At 59.6% G+C, this 24,660-nt stretch carries 12 protein-coding genes; 3 read left to right on the forward strand and 9 right to left on the reverse strand.

Features of this window, described 5'->3' with window-relative positions:
• The 5 genes from ACRER8_RS16200 to ACRER8_RS16220 all read right to left on the reverse strand — a co-directional run.
• On the reverse strand, positions 1-1,235 hold a 1,235-nt coding region (locus tag ACRER8_RS16200), incomplete at its 3' end, for a dermonecrotic toxin domain-containing protein (RefSeq protein WP_431747245.1).
• A 193-nt stretch (positions 1,236-1,428) separates the two neighbouring features.
• A complete protein-coding gene (locus tag ACRER8_RS16205; RefSeq protein WP_431747246.1) occupies positions 1,429-6,735 on the reverse strand; it encodes a hypothetical protein in 5,307 nt (1,768 codons plus the stop codon).
• A 235-nt stretch (positions 6,736-6,970) separates the two neighbouring features.
• Positions 6,971-12,295 (reverse strand): hypothetical protein, encoded by a 5,325-nt coding sequence (locus ACRER8_RS16210; RefSeq protein WP_431747247.1) that lies wholly within the window; start codon positions 12,293-12,295, stop codon positions 6,971-6,973.
• A gap of 205 nt (positions 12,296-12,500) precedes the next feature.
• On the reverse strand, positions 12,501-17,813 hold the full coding sequence (locus ACRER8_RS16215; RefSeq protein WP_431747248.1) for a dermonecrotic toxin domain-containing protein: 5,313 nt from the start codon (positions 17,811-17,813) through the stop codon (positions 12,501-12,503).
• A gap of 227 nt (positions 17,814-18,040) precedes the next feature.
• On the reverse strand, positions 18,041-18,604 hold the full coding sequence (locus ACRER8_RS16220; RefSeq protein ID WP_431747249.1) for an NADPH-dependent FMN reductase: 564 nt from the start codon (positions 18,602-18,604) through the stop codon (positions 18,041-18,043).
• 315 nt (positions 18,605-18,919) lie between these two features.
• Between ACRER8_RS16220 and ACRER8_RS16225 the strand changes: the two genes are divergently transcribed.
• Positions 18,920-19,132 carry a hypothetical protein gene (locus ACRER8_RS16225; RefSeq protein ID WP_431747250.1) on the forward strand — a complete coding sequence of 71 codons (213 nt, stop codon included), beginning with the start codon at positions 18,920-18,922 and terminating at the stop codon, positions 19,130-19,132.
• A gap of 48 nt (positions 19,133-19,180) precedes the next feature.
• On the opposite strand, the gene ACRER8_RS16230 is transcribed toward ACRER8_RS16225, so the two are convergent.
• The 4 genes from ACRER8_RS16230 to ACRER8_RS16245 all read right to left on the reverse strand — a co-directional run bounded on the left by ACRER8_RS16230 (position 19,181) and on the right by ACRER8_RS16245 (position 22,025).
• Entirely contained in the window at positions 19,181-19,744 is a 564-nt protein-coding gene (locus tag ACRER8_RS16230; protein ID WP_431747289.1) for a GNAT family N-acetyltransferase, read from the reverse strand.
• 44 nt (positions 19,745-19,788) lie between these two features.
• Positions 19,789-20,550: a DNA polymerase III subunit epsilon gene (dnaQ, locus tag ACRER8_RS16235; protein WP_431747251.1), complete on the reverse strand. Its 762-nt coding sequence runs from the start codon at positions 20,548-20,550 to the stop codon at positions 19,789-19,791.
• A 222-nt stretch (positions 20,551-20,772) separates the two neighbouring features.
• A complete protein-coding gene (gene rnhA, locus ACRER8_RS16240; RefSeq protein WP_431747252.1) occupies positions 20,773-21,225 on the reverse strand; it encodes a ribonuclease HI in 453 nt (150 codons plus the stop codon).
• A 41-nt stretch (positions 21,226-21,266) separates the two neighbouring features.
• Positions 21,267-22,025, reverse strand: coding sequence for a class I SAM-dependent methyltransferase (locus tag ACRER8_RS16245; RefSeq protein ID WP_431747253.1), 759 nt, complete (start codon positions 22,023-22,025; stop codon positions 21,267-21,269).
• 97 nt (positions 22,026-22,122) lie between these two features.
• Between ACRER8_RS16245 and gloB the strand changes: the two genes are divergently transcribed.
• The gene (gloB, locus tag ACRER8_RS16250) at positions 22,123-22,902 is read left to right on the forward strand and encodes a hydroxyacylglutathione hydrolase (protein WP_431747254.1); all 780 of its coding nucleotides are present in this window, start codon (positions 22,123-22,125) and stop codon (positions 22,900-22,902) included.
• A gap of 99 nt (positions 22,903-23,001) precedes the next feature.
• Positions 23,002-24,624: a LysM peptidoglycan-binding domain-containing protein gene (locus ACRER8_RS16255; protein WP_431747255.1), complete on the forward strand. Its 1,623-nt coding sequence runs from the start codon at positions 23,002-23,004 to the stop codon at positions 24,622-24,624.
• The last annotated feature ends 36 nt before the right edge of the window (positions 24,625-24,660 follow it).

A 24,660-nucleotide genomic window follows, 5' to 3' on the forward strand; every position in this document is an offset into this window, starting at 1 on the left:
AGTGTGACCTGCGGCACAGCGTCTGCCAGCAGTACAGCCTGGTCTTGAAGGGCCAGTGTCGGACGCAGTTGCGCACGGCCTTCCACCGAAGCGAAATGCGTAGCCAAGGCTGCCCGATCAGTGAACCGCACCAGGCTGTGGTCAGGGGAAAACCACAGCAACGAACGATCATCGCTCGCAGCGCTGTGTAAAACGAACGTACCTGCCAAGGGGTACTTGGTCTCGCCAACGCTGATGATCAATCGGCTGCAGCGTAATGCCGCGTTCGTCGGCAAGGTGCCGGTGATCGATTGCAGCACGGGCCGCAAAAGATCGAATACGCCAGCGCTTAGCGTCTCGTCATGCCGACCACGATAAACCGCGCTACGCCAACTGCCATGAAGGCTCTCGATCGCCAGATCCCGGCGCGTGCGTTGCGCATTCCCCGTCTCGCCCCAAAAGACTTTGAGCAATGCGGCATAGCGCTCGGCCACCCCCGCCGCTGCATTGGCGAGCGCTTCGGTAAACAGTGCGGTGTGAGTTGTATTGGCCAACCTCCCCTGAGCGTCGAGGAAGCGCCGTTCGTAACCCTTTGCAAGTTGCACTTTGCAGAAGTCGTCGAAGGTCGATTGGGTCAGCGTTCGAGCGACGGGAATGAACTCATCTTTGACAGGCGACGTAGGGATGATCTGCAACGGATGGGTGTCGGGATCAATCGACAGATGCGCAAGCGAGGCTCGCAGTTGTCGGCTGATCGACGCGCTGGCCGCCTGCTGCAACGACGGCGTCAGTTTCAGTTGGGCGGTCAGTTGCGTGATCTGCTCGACCTGATGATCAACGATCGCCAGCATCTGTGCGCGGAACGGATCGCCGTCGATTTTCTCGTATTCGAACAGCGTGTGCGGGTCACCATCGGCAAACCGCTCGCGCAGCGCAGCCAACAAAACCCGGCGATCACTGAAAGCTTCAATACCATCGGCCAGGGTATACAGATAGACCCTTGGAACATCGGTATGGCCATGGCTCAACAACAGTGCCGCCGACAGTTCGAAAGGCTCGAATGAGGCATTGGTCAATACGAGTCGATCCACCCTCACAGGATCAGACCGGCCGGCGATCGTCGGTTGCGTCACCTGTTGCAGCCATACTCGCTCCTGCGCCCGGAGACGATTGCTTTGCAATGCAGCATCGAGTTCATCGAGGTAACGCTGCCTGAGCGGCACGCTGTGGAAATAATTGACAGTAGTGGTAGACACGAAAACTCCTTAATGACAAGAACTGCTCAGGCCCGGCGATCAACCGGACCTGGGCAACATCGACAAGGAGCGTAAGGAGAAAACGGGCGCGCTCTGCGTTACATAACACTGCACAAGCCCAAGGCAATTTCAGATTCACTGACGCAAGTACGCCATGAAGTCGCACTGCGCAGCCGGGTCGCAAAGGTGTCCGTCAGAGGGCCGGCTCCACATAATTGTGCCGCCCCAGAAGCAGGATAAGCAGGGTCAGCGAATCGGCGTTTTTCAGCAGGATGCCGGCGCGCTTGCGAGCGTCGCGCAGGAAGATATCCCGAGCCTCGTCCAGGGTCTTGGTATCAGTGATGCGCAATATATCGGACAGGCCGGCATTGTCCGCGGCGGTGATATCGCGCCATTGACCTTCCGTGTTCAGCTTGAACAGTCTGCTTCTGTCGCTGCGATGGGATAACCCGGATTCATGCAGGCGCGTTATATCTGCCTTGAATCTGACATCGTCGGCAGTGCCCTCAAGCAACAAATCCGGATAGGGCGCCATGGCGTCGAGATAGGCTATGTCGTATGTATCGAGCACCAGATGCGACAGCTCATGGATCAGAATGGCGGCACGGTGGTGAATTGAGCTTTCGAAGCCTTGTGCGGCTGCCTCAGAGGTGAGCGCATAGTGTGGAACGTCAAAGAATCGCTCCGTCAGATACAGGCGCCGTTTGGGGTCGGCGTCGATCATGAAGGCCGTCACTGATTCACGTCCCGGCCGATTGCTGCCCACCACGAAACGGGGCGACGAAAACGGCGACAGGGAGGCGTCCATCACTTCATCGAAGAGTGCCTTTATCGCTTTTTCCGTCTCTGCCAGCAGCTCGGTGTCCGGCTCGTCGGTGCCAAAAAAATCACCGATGATACGTTTCACGCGAGGGTGCAGAGGGGCATTGCGTTGGTGCAGATGCAGGTTGTCCAGACAATTCTCCAGGTAACCCTTGGCCTGCAAGTGTGCCTGACCAATACGCATCGCCCGGTCGCGATAGCGCGTACGGATTTGCGGCATGCCGCTGGCTTCGATGACCAGAACGTCCTCGGCGCTACGCTGCGCTCCAGCGGCATTGAGCTTGGTGACCAGGCCACCCCCTCCCCGCAGGCGCATACTCAGATCGATCTGCCAATGCTGCCGAGTATCAAGTGTCAACCTTGGCCCCAGCGTGCCGTCGTTACCGACAATCAGCCACTTGCCCTCATCGATCAGATGCCTGACCTGATACACCGACCCCGCGACGACGGCGTAAGGCGTGCCATTACGCTTGCTGAGATAAAGATTGAGCAAGCGATCGTGCTTCATATCACTAAGCGCTACGTCACGAGCTTCCAGTGCCTTGAGACGGATACGCTGGTCGTCGGTCAAAACCGTCGTGCGCCAGGAAAATTCCGATGCCCCTTGCAAGGTCTCGACGCTGACAGGCTCGGCCTCGACATCGTCCGGCGCCGCTTGCTCCTCGATGGCCTGCCCCCGAGCCGTGACCATGACCCCAAGTGCCGCGGAAAACTCGGAAAGCGCCTCGCCCCAGCGATGCCCCGAGGCCGACATTGCAGACGCGCGAAACAGCGTCTGGCTCTGCCAGAGCGTCACCAGCGCCGCCAATTTGCCAGGTAACAAGCTCAAGACCTGCTCCACTCCCAGCGCTGCCAGGAAATCTCTACCCGCCCGGTCGTCTTGCTCGTTGGTCACAGCGTTCGCCACACCGACATCCAGCAGTACCTTGATCACCCCGCTGAACAGCAATTCCAGAGCATTGCCCTTCTCTTCGGTCAGTTGCAGCGTGACCGGTCCGGGTCTACGCAGAGGCACATCGAAGTCGAACAGACCGACAGAGGATGCCAGGTGTGGCTCCACGAACCCGCCATGCGCATAGCGTCGATACACCTCAGGGTCCATACGGTCCAATAGCAATTGCTGCAACGTTTCATCCGCGCGGATATCATCCAGCAGCGCCGACGAACTGGGGTATTCACGAAAAATGAACGGTGAATGACGGATCGCGCACAGCACCACCGGACCTGCACCGCCGGCAGCCGGGCAAATCAGGTAAATCCCCGCGATCTGGTCTGGAGCTCTTCCCGCGTCGGCGACCAGTTGCAGGGATGAAATCATCACCCGGACGCCGTTGACCGGCTCACGGGCGAGCGCATCAGGCATATCCAGAATGTGCGATATGAATTCGTAAGCGACTGCACTCAGTGTGCCTTTGAGCTTTTCCCCTAACGCCACAACCAAAAGCATCGGTGGCAATTGTTCGATGAAAAGGCGTTTGCGCGTTGGGTAATCCGGATCATCGACTGCCAGTGCCTTGCGCAGCGAGGCTGTGTAACCGGCAGCGACATCAAGCCCTCTGACCAATTGACGCAGATAAACAGGGGTCAGCAGGCTGGCAGCTTGCAGGTGCTGCGCAGAGTCGACGGCCAGCGCTGCACCTTGAGTGTCCACAAAACGATTGATCGCATATTCGGTCAGCGATTCACGGTGTACGACGGTGGCCGCGGGAACGGCGGACGGCAACTGTCCTGCCGCCGGAAAAGCAGCGACATAACGACGCGAAGTCACGGTGATCCCATTGGGATCGAACGCCTGCCTCGGGAAGTCCAGGCGCAATTGCGTGATCAGTCGCTGGCACGCGTAATCCTGCAAGGACTTGATACCGAACAGAAAGTCCTTGCCGCCGTCGCTGGCGAAGTAGTAGCGCTTCAGCAGATGGTGGTACAGCCTCAGATCAGCAAGAGGGGCCGACGTCAGCCATGGCGGCAGCAGCGCTTCGATGAGGCAGTTGTCGACCCTCAACGATAGTCGGCCGAGCATGTCGACCGCTTGCCCGTCATGCTCGGTGGCGGTCGCCAGCCGTGTAAACAGGCCCGCCTCGAAACGGCAGCGTATGGCGCGCCGACAAAGCTGTCGCAGATCCTGCCGTTTGCGGTCCAGTACCTGCTGCTGCAAGGTCTGGGTGGCGTGCCCATCGATCCTGTCCAGGCGAACCTGGACCTGATTGCCGGCAGCGCTTTGCAGGTGGCCGCGCAGCAACGTCCGGTCACGCTCGCACAGAAGCGCCAGCCAGCGCTCGGAGTGGGGTGTACCAAGCTCGCGCTGCAACATGGCCTGCAACTTCTGGACTGAGGAAAACTCTTGCCAGCCCAGCTCGCATGTCCAGAGCATGACCGAGCTGCGTGGATTCCGCGGCTGTCTCACTACCAGCGTGTCCGAGAGAACACCGGCGAAATCGTCGCCATGCGTCACCGAGAGGGAAAAGGCTTCCGTCACCAACTCACCCGGCGCCATACGCAAAGAGCGTAATGGACGCTCCAGCACCTGCCGAACCATCCCGATTGCAGCCTGGTCGTACCACTTCTGGCGCTTGCCCACTGCCAGATCAATACGCATGGCGCGTTCCCGCAACGCCAGCGCTTCCCGGTCGACTTGCCATTGACGATCATCCTGCCGCTGGAGTTCGGCGCATGATTGCTTGAAATGGTCGACATAACGGTCGGTGAAATCCCTGGCAAGCCTGTCCAGCATATGATTGACCACCTCGCCCTGGAGGGACCCGCCCCCTGGCATCGAATCAGGCACTACCTGCATTGCGGCGGGTAAAGGCAATGAGCGATGGCCGCTCACGCACTCCAGCAGCAACGACACCAGACCCATCGAAACAGACCGCTGCAACTCGGTCACCGGAACCGCGAGCGTTTCGACATCCGAAGAGTCGACAGGTCCCGAATGCAGCCATTGCACCTGGATGGTTTCGACTTGAACTGCGCCGACGAGCAATACGCAAAGATACGACTGCAGCGCCTGCTCGGCATACTCGCGCAGGCCATTGTCCATCCGCCGCAGGCCATCTGCTCGCCGATCCAGTGTCTGGATCTGCTCTCGCCAGGAAGGCGTCAGCCTCGTGTCGCCGTCAATCCCGGTATCGGCGTTCGACGCGCTCTGACTGACCGGTTCGCTTTCGTGTGTGGGAACAGACGCCTGAGCATCGTCCGCAGCTGAGGACCGAGGGCCGGGCCAGACGTCGGCGAAGTTGAACGGCGCATTCCGGCGCCAGCGCCCTGCGCCGAGCTGCAACTGACGCGGGTCGAGCAACTGGCGGATGTCCAATGCGTCGTCGATCATCGCTGTCATTTCATCCGGGCTAGTGGACAACGTCATCACATAGGCGAGATTGCGCGCCTGCAGGGCGAGTATCGAGTCGACCCGATCAGCAAAAAACGGGCCCTGGATCACCTCCAGTGCGACCTGCGGCACAGCGTCTGCCAGCAGTACAGCCTGGTCTTGAAGGGCCAGTGTCGGACGCAATTGCGCACGGCCTTCCACCGAGGCGAGATGCATCGCCAAGGCTGCCTGATCAGTGAACCGCACCAGGCTGTGGTCAGGGGAAAACCACAGCAACGAACGATCATCACTCGCACCACTGTGTAAAACGAACGTGCCTGCCAAGGAGTACTTGGTCTCGCCAATGCTGATGATCAATCGGCTGCAACGTAATGCCGTGTTCGTCGGCAAGGTTCCGGTGACCGATTGCAGTACGGGCCGCAAAAGATCGAATACGCCAGCGCTTAGCGTCTCGTCATGCCGGTGACGATAAACCGCGCTACGCCAACTGCCATGAAGGCTCTCGATCGCCAGATCCCGGCGCGTGCGTTGCGCATTCCACGTCTCCCCCCAAAAGGCTTTGAGCAATGCGGCATAGCGCTCGGCCACCCCCGCCGCTGCATCGGCGAGCGCTTCGGTGAACAGTGCGGTGTGAGTTGTATTGGCCAACCTCCCCTGAGCGTCGAGGAAGCGCCGTTCGTAACCCTTTGCAAGTTGCACGTTGCAGAAGTCGTCGAAGGTCGCACGGGTCAATGTCTGGGAGGTCGGAATCCAGTCGGCATCGCCACGCGAATTACTGACGAGCTGCAGCAGATGGGTGTCGGGATCGAGCAACAGATGCGCAAGCGAGGCTTGCAGTTGCCGGCTGATCGACGCGCTGGCTGCCTGCTGCAACGACGGCGTCAGTTTCAGTTGGGCGGTCAGTTGCGTGACCTGCTCGACCTGATGATCAACGATCGCCAGCATCTGTGCGTGGAACGGATCGCCGTCGATTTTCTCGTATTCGAACAGCGTGTGCGGGTCACCGTCGGCAAACCGCTCGCGCAACGCAGCCAATAAAACCCGGCGATCACTGAAGGCTTCAATACCCGCGGCCAGGGTATACAGGTACACCCTGAGCCCATCGGTATGAGCGTGGCTCAGCATCAGTGCAGCTGACAATTCGAAAGGTCGCGCCCGGGAGCGGTCAAAGCCGAGCCGGTCGATCCTCAGCGGATCGGCATTACCCGTGCCCCGGGGGCGCGTGATCTCTTGCAGCCATAGTCGCTCCTGGGCGCGAATTCGTTTGCCTTGCAGTGCCGCATCGAGCTCGTCAAGGTAACGCCGCCTGAGCGTTGCGCTATGGAAATAATTGACAGTAGTGATAGACATGGAAGCTCCTCGGTGCACAAACAGCCCGGCCTCGGCAATCACCGAGGCGGGACAACATTGGCCAGGAGCGTAAGGAGAAAAACGTTATGCGCTGCGTTACATAACGCTTCGACCGGGCATCGTAATATCGCACTCAATGAGCGCTGCCATCTCGCCGCCCGATACCGCCGAGCTGTACAGGCACAACGCCGGACAGTGGGCGTGACTCCAGGGTTATCCGGAGGTGAGGTGTCACTCAGGTGTCCGCGGCATAGTTGTTTCGCCCCAGGCGTACGATCAGCAGAGCCACTGAGTCGGCATTGCTGAGCATGACCCGCGCGCGCTTGTAGACATCGGACAGGAACACATCGCGCGCTTCGTCCAGGGTTTTGGCCTGGGTGATCCGCAAGATGGTCGAGTAACCAAGAGCATCATGTCCCGTGATATCACGCCATTGGCCGTTCTCCAGTAACTTGAACAACGCGTTTTTACGCGTACGGTGAGACAGTCTGCTTTCGTGCAGACGTTCTATCTCCGCCCGTGTTCTGAGATTGGCCGCTGTGTTTTCGCGCAGCAGATCGGGATACGGCGCACCAGTCTCCAGATAGGTGATGTCCTTGGTACCGAGAGCCAGATGCGATAGCTCATGGAGCAGCGTGGCGGCGCGATAGTGAACGGATGCATCGAACCCCTCCGCGGCCGCTTCAGGCTTGAGACGATAGATAGGAACGCGGAAGAACCGCTCCGTCAGGAAAATCCGCTGTTGCGGGTCCTGCGGGATGGTAAAGGCGGCAAGGCGCTCACGGCCCGGACGATTGGCCCCGACGACGAAGCGCGACGACGAGAACGGTGATAACGAAGCGTCCATCAACGCATCGGCCAGCGTCTTGATAGCGCTTTCAATCTCGTTCAACAAGGTCTGGTCGGCGCTGGCGGCTCCGAAGAAATCGTCGACGATTTGTGCGACCCGGGGGTCCAGCGTATCTCGGCGCCGAGCCGCGCCAAGGTTGTCCAGGCAGTTTTCCAGGTAGCGGCTGGCCTGCAAGTGCGCCTGACTGATCCGCCGGGCCCGGTCGCGATAACGCAGACGGATCTCGGGCATGCCGCTGGCTTCGACAATCAATGCATCTTCGGCAGTGGAAATCGCTACCGAGGTCCTCAATTTGGTAACGACCCCACCCCCGCCCCTGAGACGCAGGCTCAGATCCAGTTGCCAACGCTGATCGCCGCTCAGCAGGATCTGCGGCCCGGTGGTGCCGTCAGCGCCCACAATGATCCATCTTCCTTCATCGGTGACACGCCTGACCTGAAACACTTTGCCATTCACCACCGCGTAGGAGCTGTTGTCCCGCTTGTCGAAGTAAAGGTTGAGCAACTCATCGTGGCGCATGTCATTGAGGGCAACGCTCTGTGCTTCCAGCCCTTGAAGCCGCATTCTCTGTTGCGCATTCAAGGAAGTCCCGCGCCAGGAAAAACCCGACGGCAAGCTCTCCCACTCACCCGCGGCAAGCGCCTCACCGTTGCCAGATCGATCCTCGGATGGCTGCTTTTGGAGTGTTTGCTCGTCGATGGACTTTTCATCGATGGCTTGCTCGCGGGCCGTCACCATGACGCCCAGTGCCGCTGTAAATTCGGATAGCGCCTCGCCCCAACGGTGGCCCGAGACCGAGACAGCGGATGCGCGGAACAATGTATGGCTCTGCCAGAGTGTCACCAGCGCGGCCAATTTGCTCGGCAACAGATTCAATACCTGACTGAGTGCAAGGGTTGCCAAGAACGCTCTGCCCGCCCGGTCGGCCTGAGCGTTGGTCACGGAATTGGAAACCCCCGTATCCAGCAGCACTTTGACGGCGTCGCGGAAGAGAAACTGCAAAGCGTTGCCTTTTACCTCGGCCAACTCCAGTGTTACCGGCCCCGGCGCGCGAAGCGGCACATCGTACAACCCGACCGAAAAAGGCAGGTGCGGCTCGACGAACCCGCCATGTTCATAGCGCCTGCGGACCTGCGAATCGACTCTATCCAGCAACAGTTGCTGTAGGGAAGTATCGGTGCGGATGTCCTTCAGCAGCGCCGCTTGACTGGCGTATTCACGCAGCGTGAATGGCAAATGGTAGGTTGCGTAAAGCACCACCGGCCCCACGGCAGGGGCGACCGGGCAAATCAGATAAACGCCCGCCACCGGGTCCGGATTCATTCCGCGATCAGCAACCAGTTGCAATGGGCTGAGGATCACCCGGACCCCATCCACCGGTTCGCGGGCGATGCCGTCTGGCATATCCAGCACACGTGATACGAATTCATAGGCCGTCGCACTGAGCTTGCCTTTGACTTTTTCCGTGAGTGCCGTTGCCAGCAACGCGGGAGGCAACTGCGCGACGAAAAGGTCTCTGCGCTGCGCATAGCGAGGATCACCGGGCATCAGCGCTTTACGCAGCAAGACCCGGTAACCGGCACCGACATCCTGGCGCCGGACCAACTGACGTATGTAGCCCAGTGTCAACAGACGGGCAGCCTGCGGATATCGCAAGGAGTCGACACCCAAGGCTGCATCCTGAGCGTCTACGAAGCGATTGATGGCGTATTGGGTCAGCGATTCACTGCGCCCCACGGTGGCCGCAGGAACAGCGGATGGCAGCTGCCCTGCGGCCGGGAGTGCGTTCACATAGCGACGCGAGGTGACCGTGATCTGATCAGGGTCCATCGGCTGGCCGGGAAAGTCTTTACCCAACTGGGCTACCAGCTTTCCATGGGCGTAATCCTGCAACGAGGGGACGCCAAAAAGGAAATCCCGGCCACCGTCGCTGGCCAGATAAAACCGCGTGAAAATGCCGTAATAGTGCTTCAGATCGGCGATGGACGCCGAGTCCATCCAGGGCGGCAGCATCGCCTCGAAAATACTGTTGTCGATCCTTACCGACAATGCGTCGAGCATGCTGATCAATTGCCGGTCGAGTTCCAGCGCGGCCGCCAGCCGGGTAAACAGGCCGGCCTCGAGTCGACAACGTGCGGCACGCATGCAAAGCGCTCGCAGGTCTTGCTGAGCGCGGTCCACAACCTGCTGCTGCAAGGTCTCGATGGCATGTCCATCGATCCTTTCCAGGCGGATCTGCACTTGATTGTCGGATGCTTTAGATAAGTGAGCACGCAGCGCAGCGCAGTCTTTCGCCCCCAAAAGCGCCAGCCAGCGCTCGGGATGAGTCAGGTGCAGCTCGCGTTGCAGCATGGCCTGCAACTTCTCGACCGAAGCGTACTGTCGCCAGCCGAACTCACAACACCAAAGCACGACCGGGCTACCAGGGCTTGATGGCTGTCGCAGTACCAAGGTGTCGCAGAGCATGGCTGCGGGGTTATGGCCGTACGTCAGCGAAATGAAAAACGCCTCCGTCACTGGCCCTCCCAGTGCCAGTCGTAAAGAACGCAGTGGCCTGTCCAGGACTTGCCGGACCAGCTGCGCTGCCGCATCGTCGATCCTTTTCTGTCGCAGGCTCAGCGCCAGATCAAGTCGTGCAGCGTCCTCCCGCAGGCTGAGCGCCTCTCTGGCCGGTTGCAACTGTTGATCACTCTGGCGCTGGAACGCGTAACGTGAGCGCTTGAAGTCATCGACATACCGGTCGGCGAACTTCGTGACGACCTTCTCCAGCATGTGATTGACCACCTCCAGTTGGAGGTGCCTGGGTGCCGTAGAGGCGTCAAGCACGACCTGTGCGCCCGCCGCCAGATAGCCGCAGCGATGACCGCTGACAACCTCAAGCAACAGCGACACCAGATCCATGGAAATCAGCTGTTGCGACTCGCTCACAGGCGTGCCGCGAGTCTCGACGTCAGACGATTCGACAGGTGCCGACTCGAGCCATTGCACCTGGATCGTTCTCGCCCGCACCGAACCATCGACCAATACACAGACAAATTGCTGCAGCGCCTGTTCGGCATAGTCAGACAGCATACAGTCCGAGCGCCGCAGACATTCGGCTCGCCAGTCGAACGCCTGGGCATACTCGATCCAGGAGGTCGTCAGCGACTTGCTGGCGTCGATGTCCATCGCCGGCCTGCCCTGCCTGGTCGACATATTGCCTCCTTCCACGGCGGATAGCTGAGTAGCAACTGCGGCAACAGGTCGGGGCTGGGACCAGACGTCCGCGAAGTGGAAGGGCGCATCTCGGCGCCAGCGGCCCGCACTGAATTGCAATTGACGCGGGTCGAGCAATTGGCGGATGTCCAGTGCATCGTCGATCATCGCTGTCATCGCCTCCGGCGCGCTGGACAAACCCATCACATGCGCGAGATTGCGCGCCTGAAGGGTGAGAATCGAGTCGATACGATCAGCGAAAACCGGAGCCTGGATCGTTTCCAGAGTGAGCTGCGGCAAGTCCTCTGCCAGCAGAATCGGCTGATCTTCGAGGGCCAGCGTCGGGCGAAGTTGGGCGCGGCCTTCCACCGTGGCGAAATGCGCGCTCAACGCTGCCTGATCGGAAAACCTGACCAGACTATGATCGGGGGAAAACCACAGCAAGGAATGGTCATCTGTACCGGGGTGAACAACGAACGTGCCGGCCAATTCACAGGCGACTTCACCGATGCGCACGGTCAACCGGCTGCAGCGCAACGCCGTGCCTTTGGGCAGAGCGCCCGAGAGCGATTGCAACAGCGGCCGTAAAGCATTGAACAGATCCGCGCTCAAGACGTCGTTATCGAGCCCACAATACAGTTCGCGACGCCAACTGCTGGCGAAGCTATCAATCGCCAGTTGCCGACGGGTACGTTGAGCACACCAGGTGGCGTTCCAAAAGGTCTTGAGCAGGGCGGCGTAACGCTCGGCCACGCCTGCCGCCGCATTGGCCAGCGCTTGAGAGAGCAACACAGTGTCGGTCGAATTGGCCAGCCGCCCCTGAGCGTCGAGGAAGCGCCGTGTATAGCCCTTCTCGATCTGCACGTCGCAACAATCGTCGAATGTCGCCTGGGCCAGCGTCTGAGTCACGGGAGCTGTTTCAATGCCAACCGTGGAATCAGCCACAAGTTGCAGCAGGTGGGTCCGCGGGTCGATCGGCCAATGAACGAGCGTGGTGCGCAATTGGTAGCTGATCGAAGCGCTGGCCGCCTCGAACAGCGACGGCGTCATCCTCAGTTGGGTGGTCAGCTCGCCAACCTGCTCCACCTGCTGATCGACGAGTTCCAGCGTCTGTGCGCGGAACGGGTCACCATCGATTTTTTCGTATTCGAACAACGCGTCCGGGTCACCTTCGGCAAATTGTGCGCGCAGCACTGTCGATAACGCCCGCCGATCACTGAACACTCCGATGCCATTGGCCAGGGTGTATAGGTAAAGCCTGGGATCATTGCCCCGGACGTGGCTGAACAAGAGCGCGGCCGAAAGCTCGAAAGGTCTGAACGAACCATGGGTCGGCATGAGTCGGTCCACCCTGACCGGATCCGCCCCGCCGGCGATTACCGGACGCGTTACATCTTGCAGCCACGCATGCTCCTGGTCTCGAATTCGTTTGTCTCGCAGTGCCGCATCGAGCTCGTCGATGTAACGCTGCCTGAGCGTTGCGCTATGGAAATAATTGACAGTGGCGATAGACATGGAAGCTCCTCGGTGCACAAAACCGCCCGGCCTCGGCGATCACCGAGGGCGGGCAACATTGACAAGGAGCGTATGAAGAAAAATGCCGCGCTCTGCGTTAGATAACGCTGTACACACGCATCGCGCTTTCGGATTTACTCGCCCAGGTGCATAGCAGCCAGCGCTTCCCAGGAATATCCGTCGTGCCGGACGATAGCCAGGGAGATTACGTGGACGGGCGCTCCGTCGGTTCGGGCGCCGCATAATTGCGCCTGCCCAAGAGCGTTATCAGCATGGCCACCGAGTCGGCATTCTTGAGCATGACTTGGCTGCGCTTTCCCACGTCAGCAAGGAAAACCGTCCGCGCCTGGTCCAAGTTCGTGGTTCCGGTTATCCGCAAGATCGAATTCATGCCCATGACATCCTCTGCCGTGATATCCCTCCACTCCCCATCTTCGAAACGGGTGAAAAGTTCGTGCCTTTGAGCACGGTGTGAAAACCGGTACTCCCGCGTCTGCTGAATTTTCGATCGTATGCGCAGGTTGGCGGCGGTGTTGGCGCGTAACAGATCCGTGTAAGGCGCTTCGGACTCCAGGTACGCAATGTCCTTGGTATCGAGCACCAGATGCGACAGCTCATGAAGCAGAATCGCGGCACGAAAATGGTTCTCCATCTCGAATCCATCGTCTTCGGCCCCGGATTTGAGACGGTAGACTGGCGCACGAAAGAACTGCTCGGTAAGAAACACACGCTTCTGCGGATCCGAGGGGATGACAAAAGCGGCAACGCGATCACGCCCCGGCCGATTGGAGCCCACCACGAAACGCTTGGACGAGAAGGGTGATAACGACTCATCCATCACGGCGTCGAACATCGCCTTGATGGCGCTTTCGACTCTGCTAAGCAGCTCCTGGTCGGGATTGGCCACTCCAAAGAAATCGCTCAGGATTTGCTGGACCCGCGGGTCCAACGGCGCACTGCGTTGACTGGCGTTGAGGTTATCCAGGCAATTTCCCAGGTAACGCCTGGCCTGCACGTGCGCCTGACTGATCGCCCGAGCCCGGTCCCGGTAAAACAGGCGAATTTCCGGCATTCCGCTCGCTTCGATGACCAGATTCCCCTCGGCGGAGGACACTGCGATCGAATCCTTGACCTTGGTCACCATGCCGCCCCCGCCCCTGAGACGCTGTTCCAGATCCAGCTGCCAGCGCTGGGTGGCGTCGGCGGCTATCAAGGGCCCCTTGGTGCCATCGGCGCCGACAATCCTCCACCGTCCTTGCTTGGCGCTGTGCCGGACCTGATAGACCTTGCCATCCACCACCGCGTAGGGTGTGCCATTGGCTTTGTCCACAAACAGGTTCAGCAGCCGATCGTGGCGCATGTCGGTCAGGGCCACGCCTTGTGCTTCCAGCTCCTGAAGCCTTACCCGTTGCTCCAGGGTCAGGGAAGTCGACTTCCAGGAAAACGTCGGCGTCGTGTCTTCATCACCGGTGACCGACAACGTTGGGCCGACCAGGTCGGCGGACGGCTGCTCCTCAATGGCCTGATCCCTGGCGGTGACCATGACACCCAGTGCGGCAGTGAACTCTGAAAGCGCCTGCCCCCAACGATGCCCCGAGAACGATGCCACGGACGCGCGTAATAGCGTATGGCTCTGCCACAGCGTCACCACCGCCGCGACTTTGCTGGGTAACAAACTCAGCGCCTGACTGACAGCCAGGGTTGCCAGAAAACTCCTGCCCGCCTGATCGACTTGCTCGTTGGTCACGGAATTGGAGACGCCAGTATCCACCAACAACTTAATGGCGCTGCTGAACAGGAACTGCAAGGCATTGCCCTTGACTTCGGCAATTTCCAACCTAACAGGCCCCGGCCGGTGCAGAGGTACGTCAAAGTCGAACAATCCGACAGAGGACGCCAGATGCGGCTCTATGAATCCCCCACGCGCATAGCGTCGATGCACCTCCGGATTGAGTCGGCTCATCAGCAGTTGTTGCAAGGATTGATCAGCGCGAATGGCATCCATCACCGCCGCCCGATCGGCGTATTCACGGAAAACGAAATCCGGGTTGTAAAGTGCACACAGCAACACCGGGCCGGCACCGGCGTCCGCCGGGCAAATCAGGTACATCCCCGATACGATGTCCGGGGCCATTCCCCGATCAGCGACCAGCTGCAGTGGGCTAATGATCACCCGCAAACCCTCGACCGGCTCACGGGCGACACCGTCCGGCATGTCAAGCACGCGTGTTATGAACTCATACCCCTGCGCGCTGAGTTTGCCCTCGACCTTCTCGGGCAAGGCCACGGCGAGCAAAGCAGGAGGCAACAGGTCGCAAAAAAGCCGTCTTCGCTTCAGGTAGTTGGCATCGTCGGGGGCGAATGCCTTACGCAATAACGCTCGGTACTGCGCACCGACGTCCAACTCCCTGACCAGACGCCGCAGATAACCATGCGTCAGCAGGCTCGCGGCGTCGGGTTGTGGCGCCCAATCGACGCTCAGGGCTGCGTCCGGAGCGTCGACGAAACGATTGATCGCGTATTTGGTGAGTGATTCGCGACGCTCGATGGTGGCCGCAGGCGTGGCCGATGGCAACTCGCCGACGGGCGGAAAGGCACTGACATAGCGACGCGAGATCACGGTTATCTGATCCGGATTCCATTGCACCTCAGGGAAATCCACGCTCAATCTGGCAACCAGTCGGTCGAGTGTGAGGGCCTGCAACGAGGGAATACCGAACAGAAAATCTCCTCCGCCGTCGCTGGCCTGGTAATAGCGCAGAAAGATTTCGTAGTAGAGATTCAAATCGTCGGCCGTTGCCGCATCAATCCAGGCGGGCACCATTTGCTCGAAAATGCTGTTGTCGATGCGCACTGACAAGCCGTCCAGCATGTTGTTCAGTGGCCAGTCGAGTTCGATTGCATTGGCCAGGCGCGCGAACAGACCGGCCTCGAAACGGCAACGCACAGCGCGCAGGCAAAACTGCCGCAGGTCGTTCTGCTCACGTTTGAGCACCGCAGTCTGCAAGGCTTCAATGGCGTGTCCGTCCAGCCTGTCCAGGCGAATCTGCACCTCAATGTCGGACCTCCTGAGAAGGCCCGCTTGCAGCATTTCCCTGTCGCGGTCCGCCACCAGTCTTAGCCAGCGCCTACGCTGTGGGCCGTAAAGGCTGCCGCGCAATGTTTTCAGCAGATCCTTGACCGACGTGAATTGCCGCCAGCCATAGTCGCAGGCCCAGAGCAGCACTGCACTGCCCAGGATGAGCGGCTGCCTTACCACCATGGTGTCGCAGAGCAGCGCAGTAGCATTACCGTAGCTAAGCGACACGGAAAATGCCTCCGTCATCGGTACGCCCTGCGCCATTCGCAAAGACCGAAGCGGAGAATCCAGGACCTGCCGGGCCATGCTGAATGCAGCGCTGTCGATCCTTTGCTGGCGTTTGCTGAGCGCCAGATCAAGGCGCACCACATCCTCTCGAATGCTGCGTGCGTCTCGGGCTGGGTGTACTTGCTGATCGCCCTGCCGCTGTAATTGCAGACGTGATTCCTTGAACCGCTGAAGATAACCCTCGATGAAATTCGTCGTGACCTTGCCCAGCACATGATTGACCAGGCCGGCACCGATGTGGCGGGTTCCCGACGACGATCCGAACAGGACCTGAGCGCCGACCGCCAGCGCCTTGGGACGATGACCGCTGACGCACTCAATCAGCAGTGACACCAGATCCATGCCAACCAACCGTTGTGATTCGCTTACGGGCGCGGCGTGGGTCTCGACATCGGATGTATCGATCGGAGCCGACTCCAGCCATTGCACGAACACGTCTTTGGCTCGCACCGGGCTCTCGAGTAACACGCACAGGTATCGCTGCAGCGCCTGCTCGGCATAATCGAGCAGCATGTTGTCCATCTGCCGCAGACGATCGGCCCGTGAGTCGAAGGACTGCACGTACTCCAGGAAAGAGGCTGTGGACGCACCGCTTGCGTCGGTGTCGACGTTCGATGAGGCCGTGCTCGCCTCTGCGCGCTGGTTTGCCGAGTCAGGTAATGCAACGCTGATCGACGTGCCGGACGCATTCCTGAGCCAGATACCGGTGAAGTAAAACGGTGCGTCCACGCGCCAGCGCCCCGCACTGAGCTGCAACTGCCGAGGATCCAAGAGATGGCGAACGTCCAATGCATCATCGATCATGGAGGTGACTTCTTCCGGCGCGGCGGTCAATCCCATCGCGTACCGGAGATTGCGCGCTTGCAGGGCCAGGATCGAATCGACCCGATCAGCGAACAGCGGTGCGCGGATGGGCTCCTGACTGACCTGCAGCCGACCTTCCCTGAGCAAAATCGGTTGGTCCTGAACGGCCAGCGTGGGACGCAGCAGTTCCAGGTTGGTGGCGAAATGCGTGGCCAATGCCGCTAGGTCAGTGAACTTGAGTAGCCTATGCTCCGACGAAAAACAAAGCAGCGAGGCGTCGGCATCGCGCCCGTTTTCTACAACGAATGTCCCCGCCAGTGCGTATGAAGCACTGTCGCCGACCTTGATGGTCAAACGGCTGCAACGCAGCGTGCTGCCTGCCGCAAGCGTGCCCGAGACTGGTTGCGCCAAGGGCAACAACGCCTTGAGCTCTGCTGCGCTCAACTCGCCTTCGTGGCGCAGACGATACAGCTCGCGACGCAGGTTGTTCTCCAACGTCTCGGCTGCCAGATCACGGCGCGTGCGCTGATCGCTCCACTCACCGCTCCAGAACGTCTTCAGCAGTTCTTCATAGCACTTGTTCGTTCCCGCTACAGCATCGGTGAGGACCTGGGAAAACAACGCTGCTTCAGCGTCATCGGCAGGCAAGCCGTGCTCATTCAGAAACCGGCGTTCGAACCCCCCTACTGTCTGCACCTTGCAGTAGTCATCGAACACTGTGTCGGCCAGCGTCTGAGCAATGGGCAACAAATCAACATAGCTGTTCGAACAGGGGACGATTTGTAACAGATGGGTTTCAGGGTCAATCGACATATGCGGCAAGGTTTCGCGCAGTTGTCGGGCGAGCGAGTCAGTCGATGCCTGCATCAGCGAGGGCGTCAGTTTCAATTGGGCGGTCAGTTGGTCGAGGTGTTCAACCTGGTGCTCGACTATCGCCAGCATCTGCGCGCGAAAGGGGTCACCCTCGATCAGTTCGTATTCGAACACTGCATCGGCATCCCCCTTTGCGAACCGCGCACGCAGTGTATTCAACAGCATGTGTCGATCTTTGAAGACCTCGATACCGTTGGCCAAGGTGTACAGATAAACCGGCGCAGCGTCGGTCTGGGAGTGACTGAACATCAGCGCGCCTGAGAGTTCGAACGCGTTGACTGAAGCGGTGGTACAGCAAAGCCGATCAACCCTGATGGGGTCCGGCCCACCAGTAACCAATGGGCGCGCCGCATCTTGCAGCCACAATCGCTCATCTGCCCGCAGACGCCTGGTCTTCAGCGCCACATCAAGCTCGGCGATATAGCGCTGCCTGAGTGATGCGCTATGGAAATAGTTGAGGCTGGCGATAGACATGAAAGCTCCTTCTAAATGGAACGGTCCAAGCCTGGCGATGAACCAGGCTTGGACAGCGTTGCCAAGGAGCGTATGGAGAAAAGCGGCGGGTGCTGAGCTACATAATGCTGTGCTTTATCGTCGACATTTAGGATTTACTGCTCAAGCCGCCGGTGGCCATCCGCCCACGCATGACGACCCGCATGAGCAAGCATATGTGCCGGGCTTTTGCACAGTTCGAAAGCGGATCAGACGTTCACCGTGCGTTCAACATGGGCTGCAAACGCATCGATGATGCCTTGCAGGAACGGCCGGGTTTTCTCGCTCAACTTGCCCTGCTCGTCGAAGAAACTTCCCGCATTGCCCAGGTACGCCTCAGGCTGCTGCATGCACAGCACATCGAGGAACACGAAACTCTGGCGCAGGTGTTGGTTGGCGCCGAAACCACCAATCGCACCCGGCGACACGCTGACCACCGCCGCAGGCTTGGCCTTGCCCCACGCGCTCTTGCCATAAGGCCGTGAGCCCACGTCCAGGGCGTTTTTCAGCACCCCTGGCACGGAACGGTTGTATTCGGGGGTGACGAACAGGAAGCCATCGGCAGCCTGCAAAGCCTCACGAAACCGGGTATAGGGGGCAGGTGGCGAGTCCTGGTCGATGTCTTCGTTGTACAGCGGCAGCTCGCCGATTTCGACGATGCTCAATTTCAAGCTGGGCGGTGCCAGCTCGGCCAGTGCGCGGGCCACTTTGCGGTTGAGGGAGTCTTTTCGCAAGCTGCCAACGATCACTGCAATGGTATGGGGCTGGCTCATGAACCTGACCTTCTTCAGATGTAGGAAAGGACAGTTATAGATGAAAGACGTCGTTTGGTCCGCGCTGTTTTTTCGTTGTCATTGATCGAAACGACCGATCCCAGGCACGGATCAGGAGGAATCAAGGCTACCGTTGGTCGCGACTATTTTTTCCCTCGGCGAAAACTACCCCTGAAAACAATGGTCTGAAGGGCTTGAGTGAGGAAGGCAACTACAGGACCTGCGGAATTGCCTTACAAGCGGACACGGATTCAAAGCCCGCAGTGGTACGATGCGGGCGAAAACGAGCAGTTATTTCCAGAGGTTACAAAGCAAATGGCTTCAGTTCTAGTTGGGCAATTTCATGCCAGAGATGCGGAAGGCCGCATTTATCCGGTGCATGAATTCCGTGAATCACAGCCCGACGAGGCTGACGGCAAGGAGCCCGTGTCTACCTATCGCCTGGCCATTGGCGACCGTGTTAATCACCTGGGTGGTGACGAGTTCGAGTTGGTTCAGTCGGGTATCAAACTCACTCGCACGGTCTGAAGGCATCGCCAACGATGGCGATTTCGATGACGCTGGCAAGCCGTGCTGCTACAGCGCGGAGCCGTCGAACAGCAGATACCAGAATATCGCCGCCTCTTCGGTGGCCGGGTCGATGGCGCGGTAACGCAGGTAATCGACCCCACCTACCACGAACCCATAACTTTCGTACAACCTGCACGCCGCCAGATTGTTGTTCTGGGTTTCCAGCACGATGCCCGGCAGTTCGTGCTTGCGGCTCCAGAACACCGCGACGTCCAGCAACTTGCGGGCAACGCCCTTGCGCCGGGCTACGGTGTCCACGGCCAGCTCATCGATGTGCGCGAGACCATTCCAGTGCTTGCTGATGACGACATGCCCGACCGGGTTTTCGTCGAGCCAGGCCACCAGCACGGTGCCGTCCCCGCCCTCTCGATAGTTGCAGAACTCTTCTGAATCGATCCCGTAATTTTTCAGGTAAGGCTCGACCGCAGTGACAGGCCACTGCGCAACGGGCTGGCCGATCTGCACCTGGGCGTAACCGGTGACCATGAAGGTGAATTCGCAGTTGAGGATGTAATCCTCGAAGCATTCGTCCGCGACACGAATGCTTATGCTCGGGCTCGCCATTGTCACCATTGGACTCCTGGCCATCGATCAGGGCGTCATGCCCCGGCGGTTCAGACTTGCTGGGCTTGCGCTTCCAGCAGTTGTGTCCAGAGAGACGGGGCGCCAGCGGATTTGGCGATCACCGCCAGCCGGGCTTCGTGATCGGCCAGTTCGGCTTCGCTGGCGACGATGATGCGGCCCGGCGTGCGATTGACGATGCGACGCACTTCGGTCGGACGATCCGCACCGCCTTCACCATCGTTGTTACCGGCCAGCGACAGGGTGGTCTGGCCACCGGTCATTGCCAGGTAGACGTCCGCCAGAATCTCGGAGTCGAGCAACGCGCCGTGCAACTCACGACCCGAGTTGTCGACGTCGTAGCGTTTACACAGGGCATCGAGGCTGTTGCGCTGCCCCGGATGCCTTTCGCGGGCCATGGCCAGCGTGTCGAGCACCGAGCAATAGGTGGTGAGATCGGCGCGGTCGTGCTGACCGATCAGGGAGAATTCGTTATTGAGGAAGCCAACGTCAAAGGGCGCGTTGTGGATGATCAGCTGCGCGCCTTTGATGAACTCGTAGAATTCATCGGCGACTTCGGCAAAGCGTGGCTTGCCGATCAGGAACTGGTCAGTGATACCGTGAACGCCGATCGCGCCCTCGTCGCTCTCGCGATCCGGCTGCAGATAGACGTGGAAGTGCCGCCCGGTCAGCCGCCGACCGATCACCTCGACACAGCCGATCTCGATTACCCGGTGGCCGTCGGTGACGGGCATACCGGTGGTTTCGGTGTCGAGTACGACTCTTCGTTCAGTGATGATGTTTTGTGCAGTCATTGCCTGGCGCCTCGGTTACAGGCGCGGATATTAACATGGCTGTTTTCTACATGTGTGCACGAACCCGCGCACGAAGATGATCCCCTGTGGGAGCGAATTCATTCGCGATGCGATAGGACAGACGATAGAGATGTGTCCGATGTATCGACGCCTCGCGAATGAATGCTCTCCCGCAGGGTTATCCCGCCGGGGTTGATCGCTGATTTTCAGGATCGCCGCCCGTCACCCATGCTTGATCCCGCGCACCTCATCCACGCCACGATTGGCCAACTGGTCGGCGCGTTCATTGCCGTGGTGGCCGATGTGCCCGCGGACCCATTTCCAGGTCACCTTGTGGCGGTTGACCTGCTCATCCAGCTGCATCCACAGGTCGGCGTTCTTGACCGGTTCCTTCGCCGCCGTCTTCCAGCCGCGTTTCTTCCAGTTGACCATCCACTCGGTGATGCCCTTCATCACATATTGCGAGTCGGTCACCAGAATCACTTCACAGGGCCGTTTGAGTTCTTCCAGGCCACGAATCGCCCCGAGCAGTTCCATGCGGTTGTTGGTGGTGTTGGCTTCACCACCCCAGAGTTCCTTTTCCACCCCTTTACACACCAGCAGCGCGCCCCAGCCGCCTGGCCCGGGGTTGCCCTTGCAGGCGCCATCGGAGAAGAGTTCTACGGTATCGCTCATTACGACTTTTCCAGATTTGAGAAGGCTTGATCCGCCGGCCATCAAGGCTCGGGGGAGCGCCGATTGACCTTGGCCATTGGCAGAGGCAGCAGTTTGCCCATCGGTTCGCGTCGCGGCATGCGCACCGGTCGCAGCCCTACCACAAGCTTGCGTGCGACCAATACGTAGAAGCCGCCACCGGGGCTCTGCCAACCACCGCCCAGCCGCTCCAGGCCCGACAACCGGTTCTGCCAGGCAGGCGAAGCGAGCGGCGGACGATAGCACCCGAACCGGCGTTTCTCCAGCGCAAAGCCCAGCAGGTTGAGCCAGTCACCGACCCGCGAAGGCGAGATGCAGCGTGCCCGACGCAATGCGTCGTTGGCGAAGATATGACGAATGCCCCAAGCGCTCCAGGGATTGATGCCGATGATCACCAGATGCCCTCCGGGACGCACGCTGCTGGCGGCCTCGCGCAACAGACCATGAGGCGATAGACAAAAATCCAGGCCATGTTGCATCACCACGACATCGGCGGCATGCTCGCTCAATGGCCAGGCCTGCTCGTCGCAGACGATCTCGACCCCCGGCAACGGCGCACCGAGCCGAACATTGCGCTGCACCTGCTTGGCTTCGGGCGGTTTTTGCGCCGACGGGCCGTAATGCACCAGATAGCCGCCGAAGAACCGTTCGAGTTCCTCTTCGAGCACCCGTCGCTCTTCTTCCAGCAGCAACTGTCCCACTGGCCCGGACAACCACTCACGGGCAGAGCTGATCAACTCAAGCCATTCGGGGTCGGCCTGGGCGAACGCTTCATCGGTCATTTCCGGTCTCCATGAGATGCCCTGCGCGAGAGGTACTCGCGTGGAGCCTGTTCAGACTCTAAGATTGCGCTTTGTTTCCAGCCAAGTGAATCGCGCCATGATACAGATCGATGCCCTGCCCGCTTTCACCGACAACTACATCTGGTTGTTACAAGACAATGCCAATAAGCGTTGCGCCGTGGTCGATCCGGGCGATGCTGCGCCAGTGCTGGCCTGGCTGGCGCGTCATCCAGACTGGCAACTGAGCGACATTCTGATCACCCACCATCACGCCGATCATGTCGGGGGCGTCGCCGAACTGAAAAAACTCACCGGGGCGAAAGTCTACGGCCCGGCCAATGAGCACATTCCGGCCCGAGACGTCACGCTGCAAGACAACGATGAAGTCACCGTACTCGGCCTGACGTTCGCCGTCCATGCGGTCCCGGGCCACACCCTGGGGCACATCGCTTTCTACCATGAAAATTCGCAAAGACCGCTGCTGTTCTGCGGCGATACCCTGTTCGCAGCAGGCTGCGGTCGTCTGTTCGAAGGCACGCCCGAGCAGATGCATCATTCCCTGAGCCGTCTGGCGAAATTGCCCGACAGCACGCTGGTCTACTGCGCCCACGAATACACGCTGAGCAACCTGCGCTTTGCGGTGGCTGTGGAGCCGAGCAATCCCGACGTGACCGCACGCTTCGAACAGGTGACCCGCTGGCGCGAGGAAGACCGCATCAGCCTGCCATCCACTCTGGAGCTGGAACGCAAGACCAACCCTTTCCTGAGGGCCTCACAACCGTCAGTCAAACAAAAAGCGGACGAACGGACAGGTACGGACAATACCTCGCCTGTAGCGGTTTTTGCCGCCCTGCGCGCATGGAAAGATAAGTTCTAAACCGGTGGCCGATCAGCACAAAAATTCTGAAAGGTTGACCGTTGTTAAGACGCTTTCTAGAATCGCCCGACATTTTCGACTGGAACTATCTCCCAGCCAATGTCGTCATCTATACGCAGAACCTTTAATTCCGACGCATTGACTCGGTTGGCTCAGGCAATCGCGGTGGTCGCGAGCGCTACTCTGGCAGGCTGCCAGACCACCGGCAGCCTGGAGCCTGGCAGCTCGACCAACGCCTCTCATACACCGGTGATTGCCAAACCAAAACCGGTGTTCGTCGCACGCAAACCTGCCCCGCTAGCTCCGCCCCATGACGTGTGGGAACGCATGCGTCAAGGCTTCCAGTTGCAGGATGGCAACGATCTCAATCCCCGCATCGACCAACAGCGCCTGTGGTATGCCAACAACCCGTCGTTCCTCGAAACGGCAGGCGAGCGCGGTAGCCTCTATATGCACTACATCGTCGAGCGCCTGGAAGAACGCAACATGCCGCTGGAGCTGGCCCTGCTGCCAGTGATCGAAAGCGCCTACAACCCGATGGCCCTTTCCCGCAGCGATGCCGCTGGCATTTGGCAGTTCATCCCGTCCACGGGGCGCTACTTCAACCTGCGTCAGACCAATTTCTACGATGGCCGTCGCGACATCACGGCGTCTACCACTGCAGCGCTGGATTATCTGACCAAACTGCACGACATGTTCAACGGCGACTGGCTGTTGGCCCTGGCGGCCTATAACGCCGGCGAAGGCACGGTCAGCCGCGCCATCGAGCGCAACGAAAAACTCAACCTGCCTACCGACTACTGGAACCTGCCACTGCCGCAGGAAACCCGCGACTACGTGCCGAAATTGCTGGCCCTGTCGCAAGTGGTCATGTCGCCGGAAGCCTACGGCGTCAACCTCAGCCCGATCGACAACAAGCCTTACTTCCAGGTCGTCGAGCTGAACCAGCGCATGGACCTGTCCAAAGTCGCGCAGATGGCCAATATCGATGAAGACGAGCTGATGCAGCTCAACCCGGCGTTCAAGAAACGTCTGACCATCGACGGCCCGCAACATTTGTTGGTACCCACCTCCAAATCGCAGCTGCTGACCGCCAGCCTTTCGAACATGAAGCCAGAAGAGCTGGTGGACTGGCAGCAATACCGCGTGCGTCCGGGTGACAGCCTGACCAGCGTCGCCAGCCGCTACAAGGTGTCGACTGCCACGCTGAAGGATCTGAACAAGCTCTCTGGCAATCAGCTCAAGCGCGGCCAGGCGTTGACGATTCCGGTGCAGCCGGGCATGAAGATGGCCATGCCGGTATTCGAAGAAGTGGCCGAAGTCGATGAGAAACCGGCGCGCACACGTACTTATAAAGTGAAGAAAGGCGAAAACCTGCATCAGATCGCGCGCATCAACAAGGTGGATGTGAAAGACCTGCAGCACTGGAACAAGCTCTCCGGCTACAACCTGAAGGTCGGCCAGACATTGGTCATGCAGGACAATGGCAAGCCTGCCGCCAAAACCAGCGCTCGCGCCGTGGCCAAGGCCGATACCAGCACTCAGAGCAAAGACCAGGACGCCGACAAGAAGGCCATGCAGTACAAGATTCAGAAAGGCGACTCGATGTACCTGGTTGCCAAACGTTTCAACGTCGAAATGCAGCACCTCAAACGCTGGAACCCACGCAGCGGCCAGGCATTGAAGCCGGGGCAGACGTTGACGGTATATTTGCCGCATTGATCGTGAGACTGTTTTGGAAGCCGTGAAGTACAGCGG

Origin of the sequence: Pseudomonas sp. (assembly GCF_050739935.1) — a bacterium.
Lineage (GTDB): Bacteria > Pseudomonadota > Gammaproteobacteria > Pseudomonadales > Pseudomonadaceae > Aquipseudomonas.

Bases quoted from the DNA above. Each gene is read 5' to 3' on its own strand.
- ACRER8_RS16255 (WP_431747255.1), top strand. From the start codon at position 23,002: ATGTCGTCATCTATACGCAGAACCTTTAATTCCGACGCATTGACTCGG.
- gloB (WP_431747254.1), top strand. From the start codon at position 22,123: ATGATACAGATCGATGCCCTGCCCGCTTTCACCGACAACTACATCTGG.
- ACRER8_RS16210 (WP_431747247.1), bottom strand. From the start codon at position 12,295: ATGTCTATCGCCACTGTCAATTATTTCCATAGCGCAACGCTCAGGCAG.
- ACRER8_RS16245 (WP_431747253.1), bottom strand. From the start codon at position 22,025: ATGACCGATGAAGCGTTCGCCCAGGCCGACCCCGAATGGCTTGAGTTG.
- rnhA (WP_431747252.1), bottom strand. From the start codon at position 21,225: ATGAGCGATACCGTAGAACTCTTCTCCGATGGCGCCTGCAAGGGCAAC.
- ACRER8_RS16225 (WP_431747250.1), top strand. From the start codon at position 18,920: ATGGCTTCAGTTCTAGTTGGGCAATTTCATGCCAGAGATGCGGAAGGC.
- ACRER8_RS16215 (WP_431747248.1), bottom strand. From the start codon at position 17,813: ATGTCTATCGCCAGCCTCAACTATTTCCATAGCGCATCACTCAGGCAG.
- ACRER8_RS16205 (WP_431747246.1), bottom strand. From the start codon at position 6,735: ATGTCTATCACTACTGTCAATTATTTCCATAGCGCAACGCTCAGGCGG.
- dnaQ (WP_431747251.1), bottom strand. From the start codon at position 20,550: ATGACTGCACAAAACATCATCACTGAACGAAGAGTCGTACTCGACACC.
- ACRER8_RS16220 (WP_431747249.1), bottom strand. From the start codon at position 18,604: ATGAGCCAGCCCCATACCATTGCAGTGATCGTTGGCAGCTTGCGAAAA.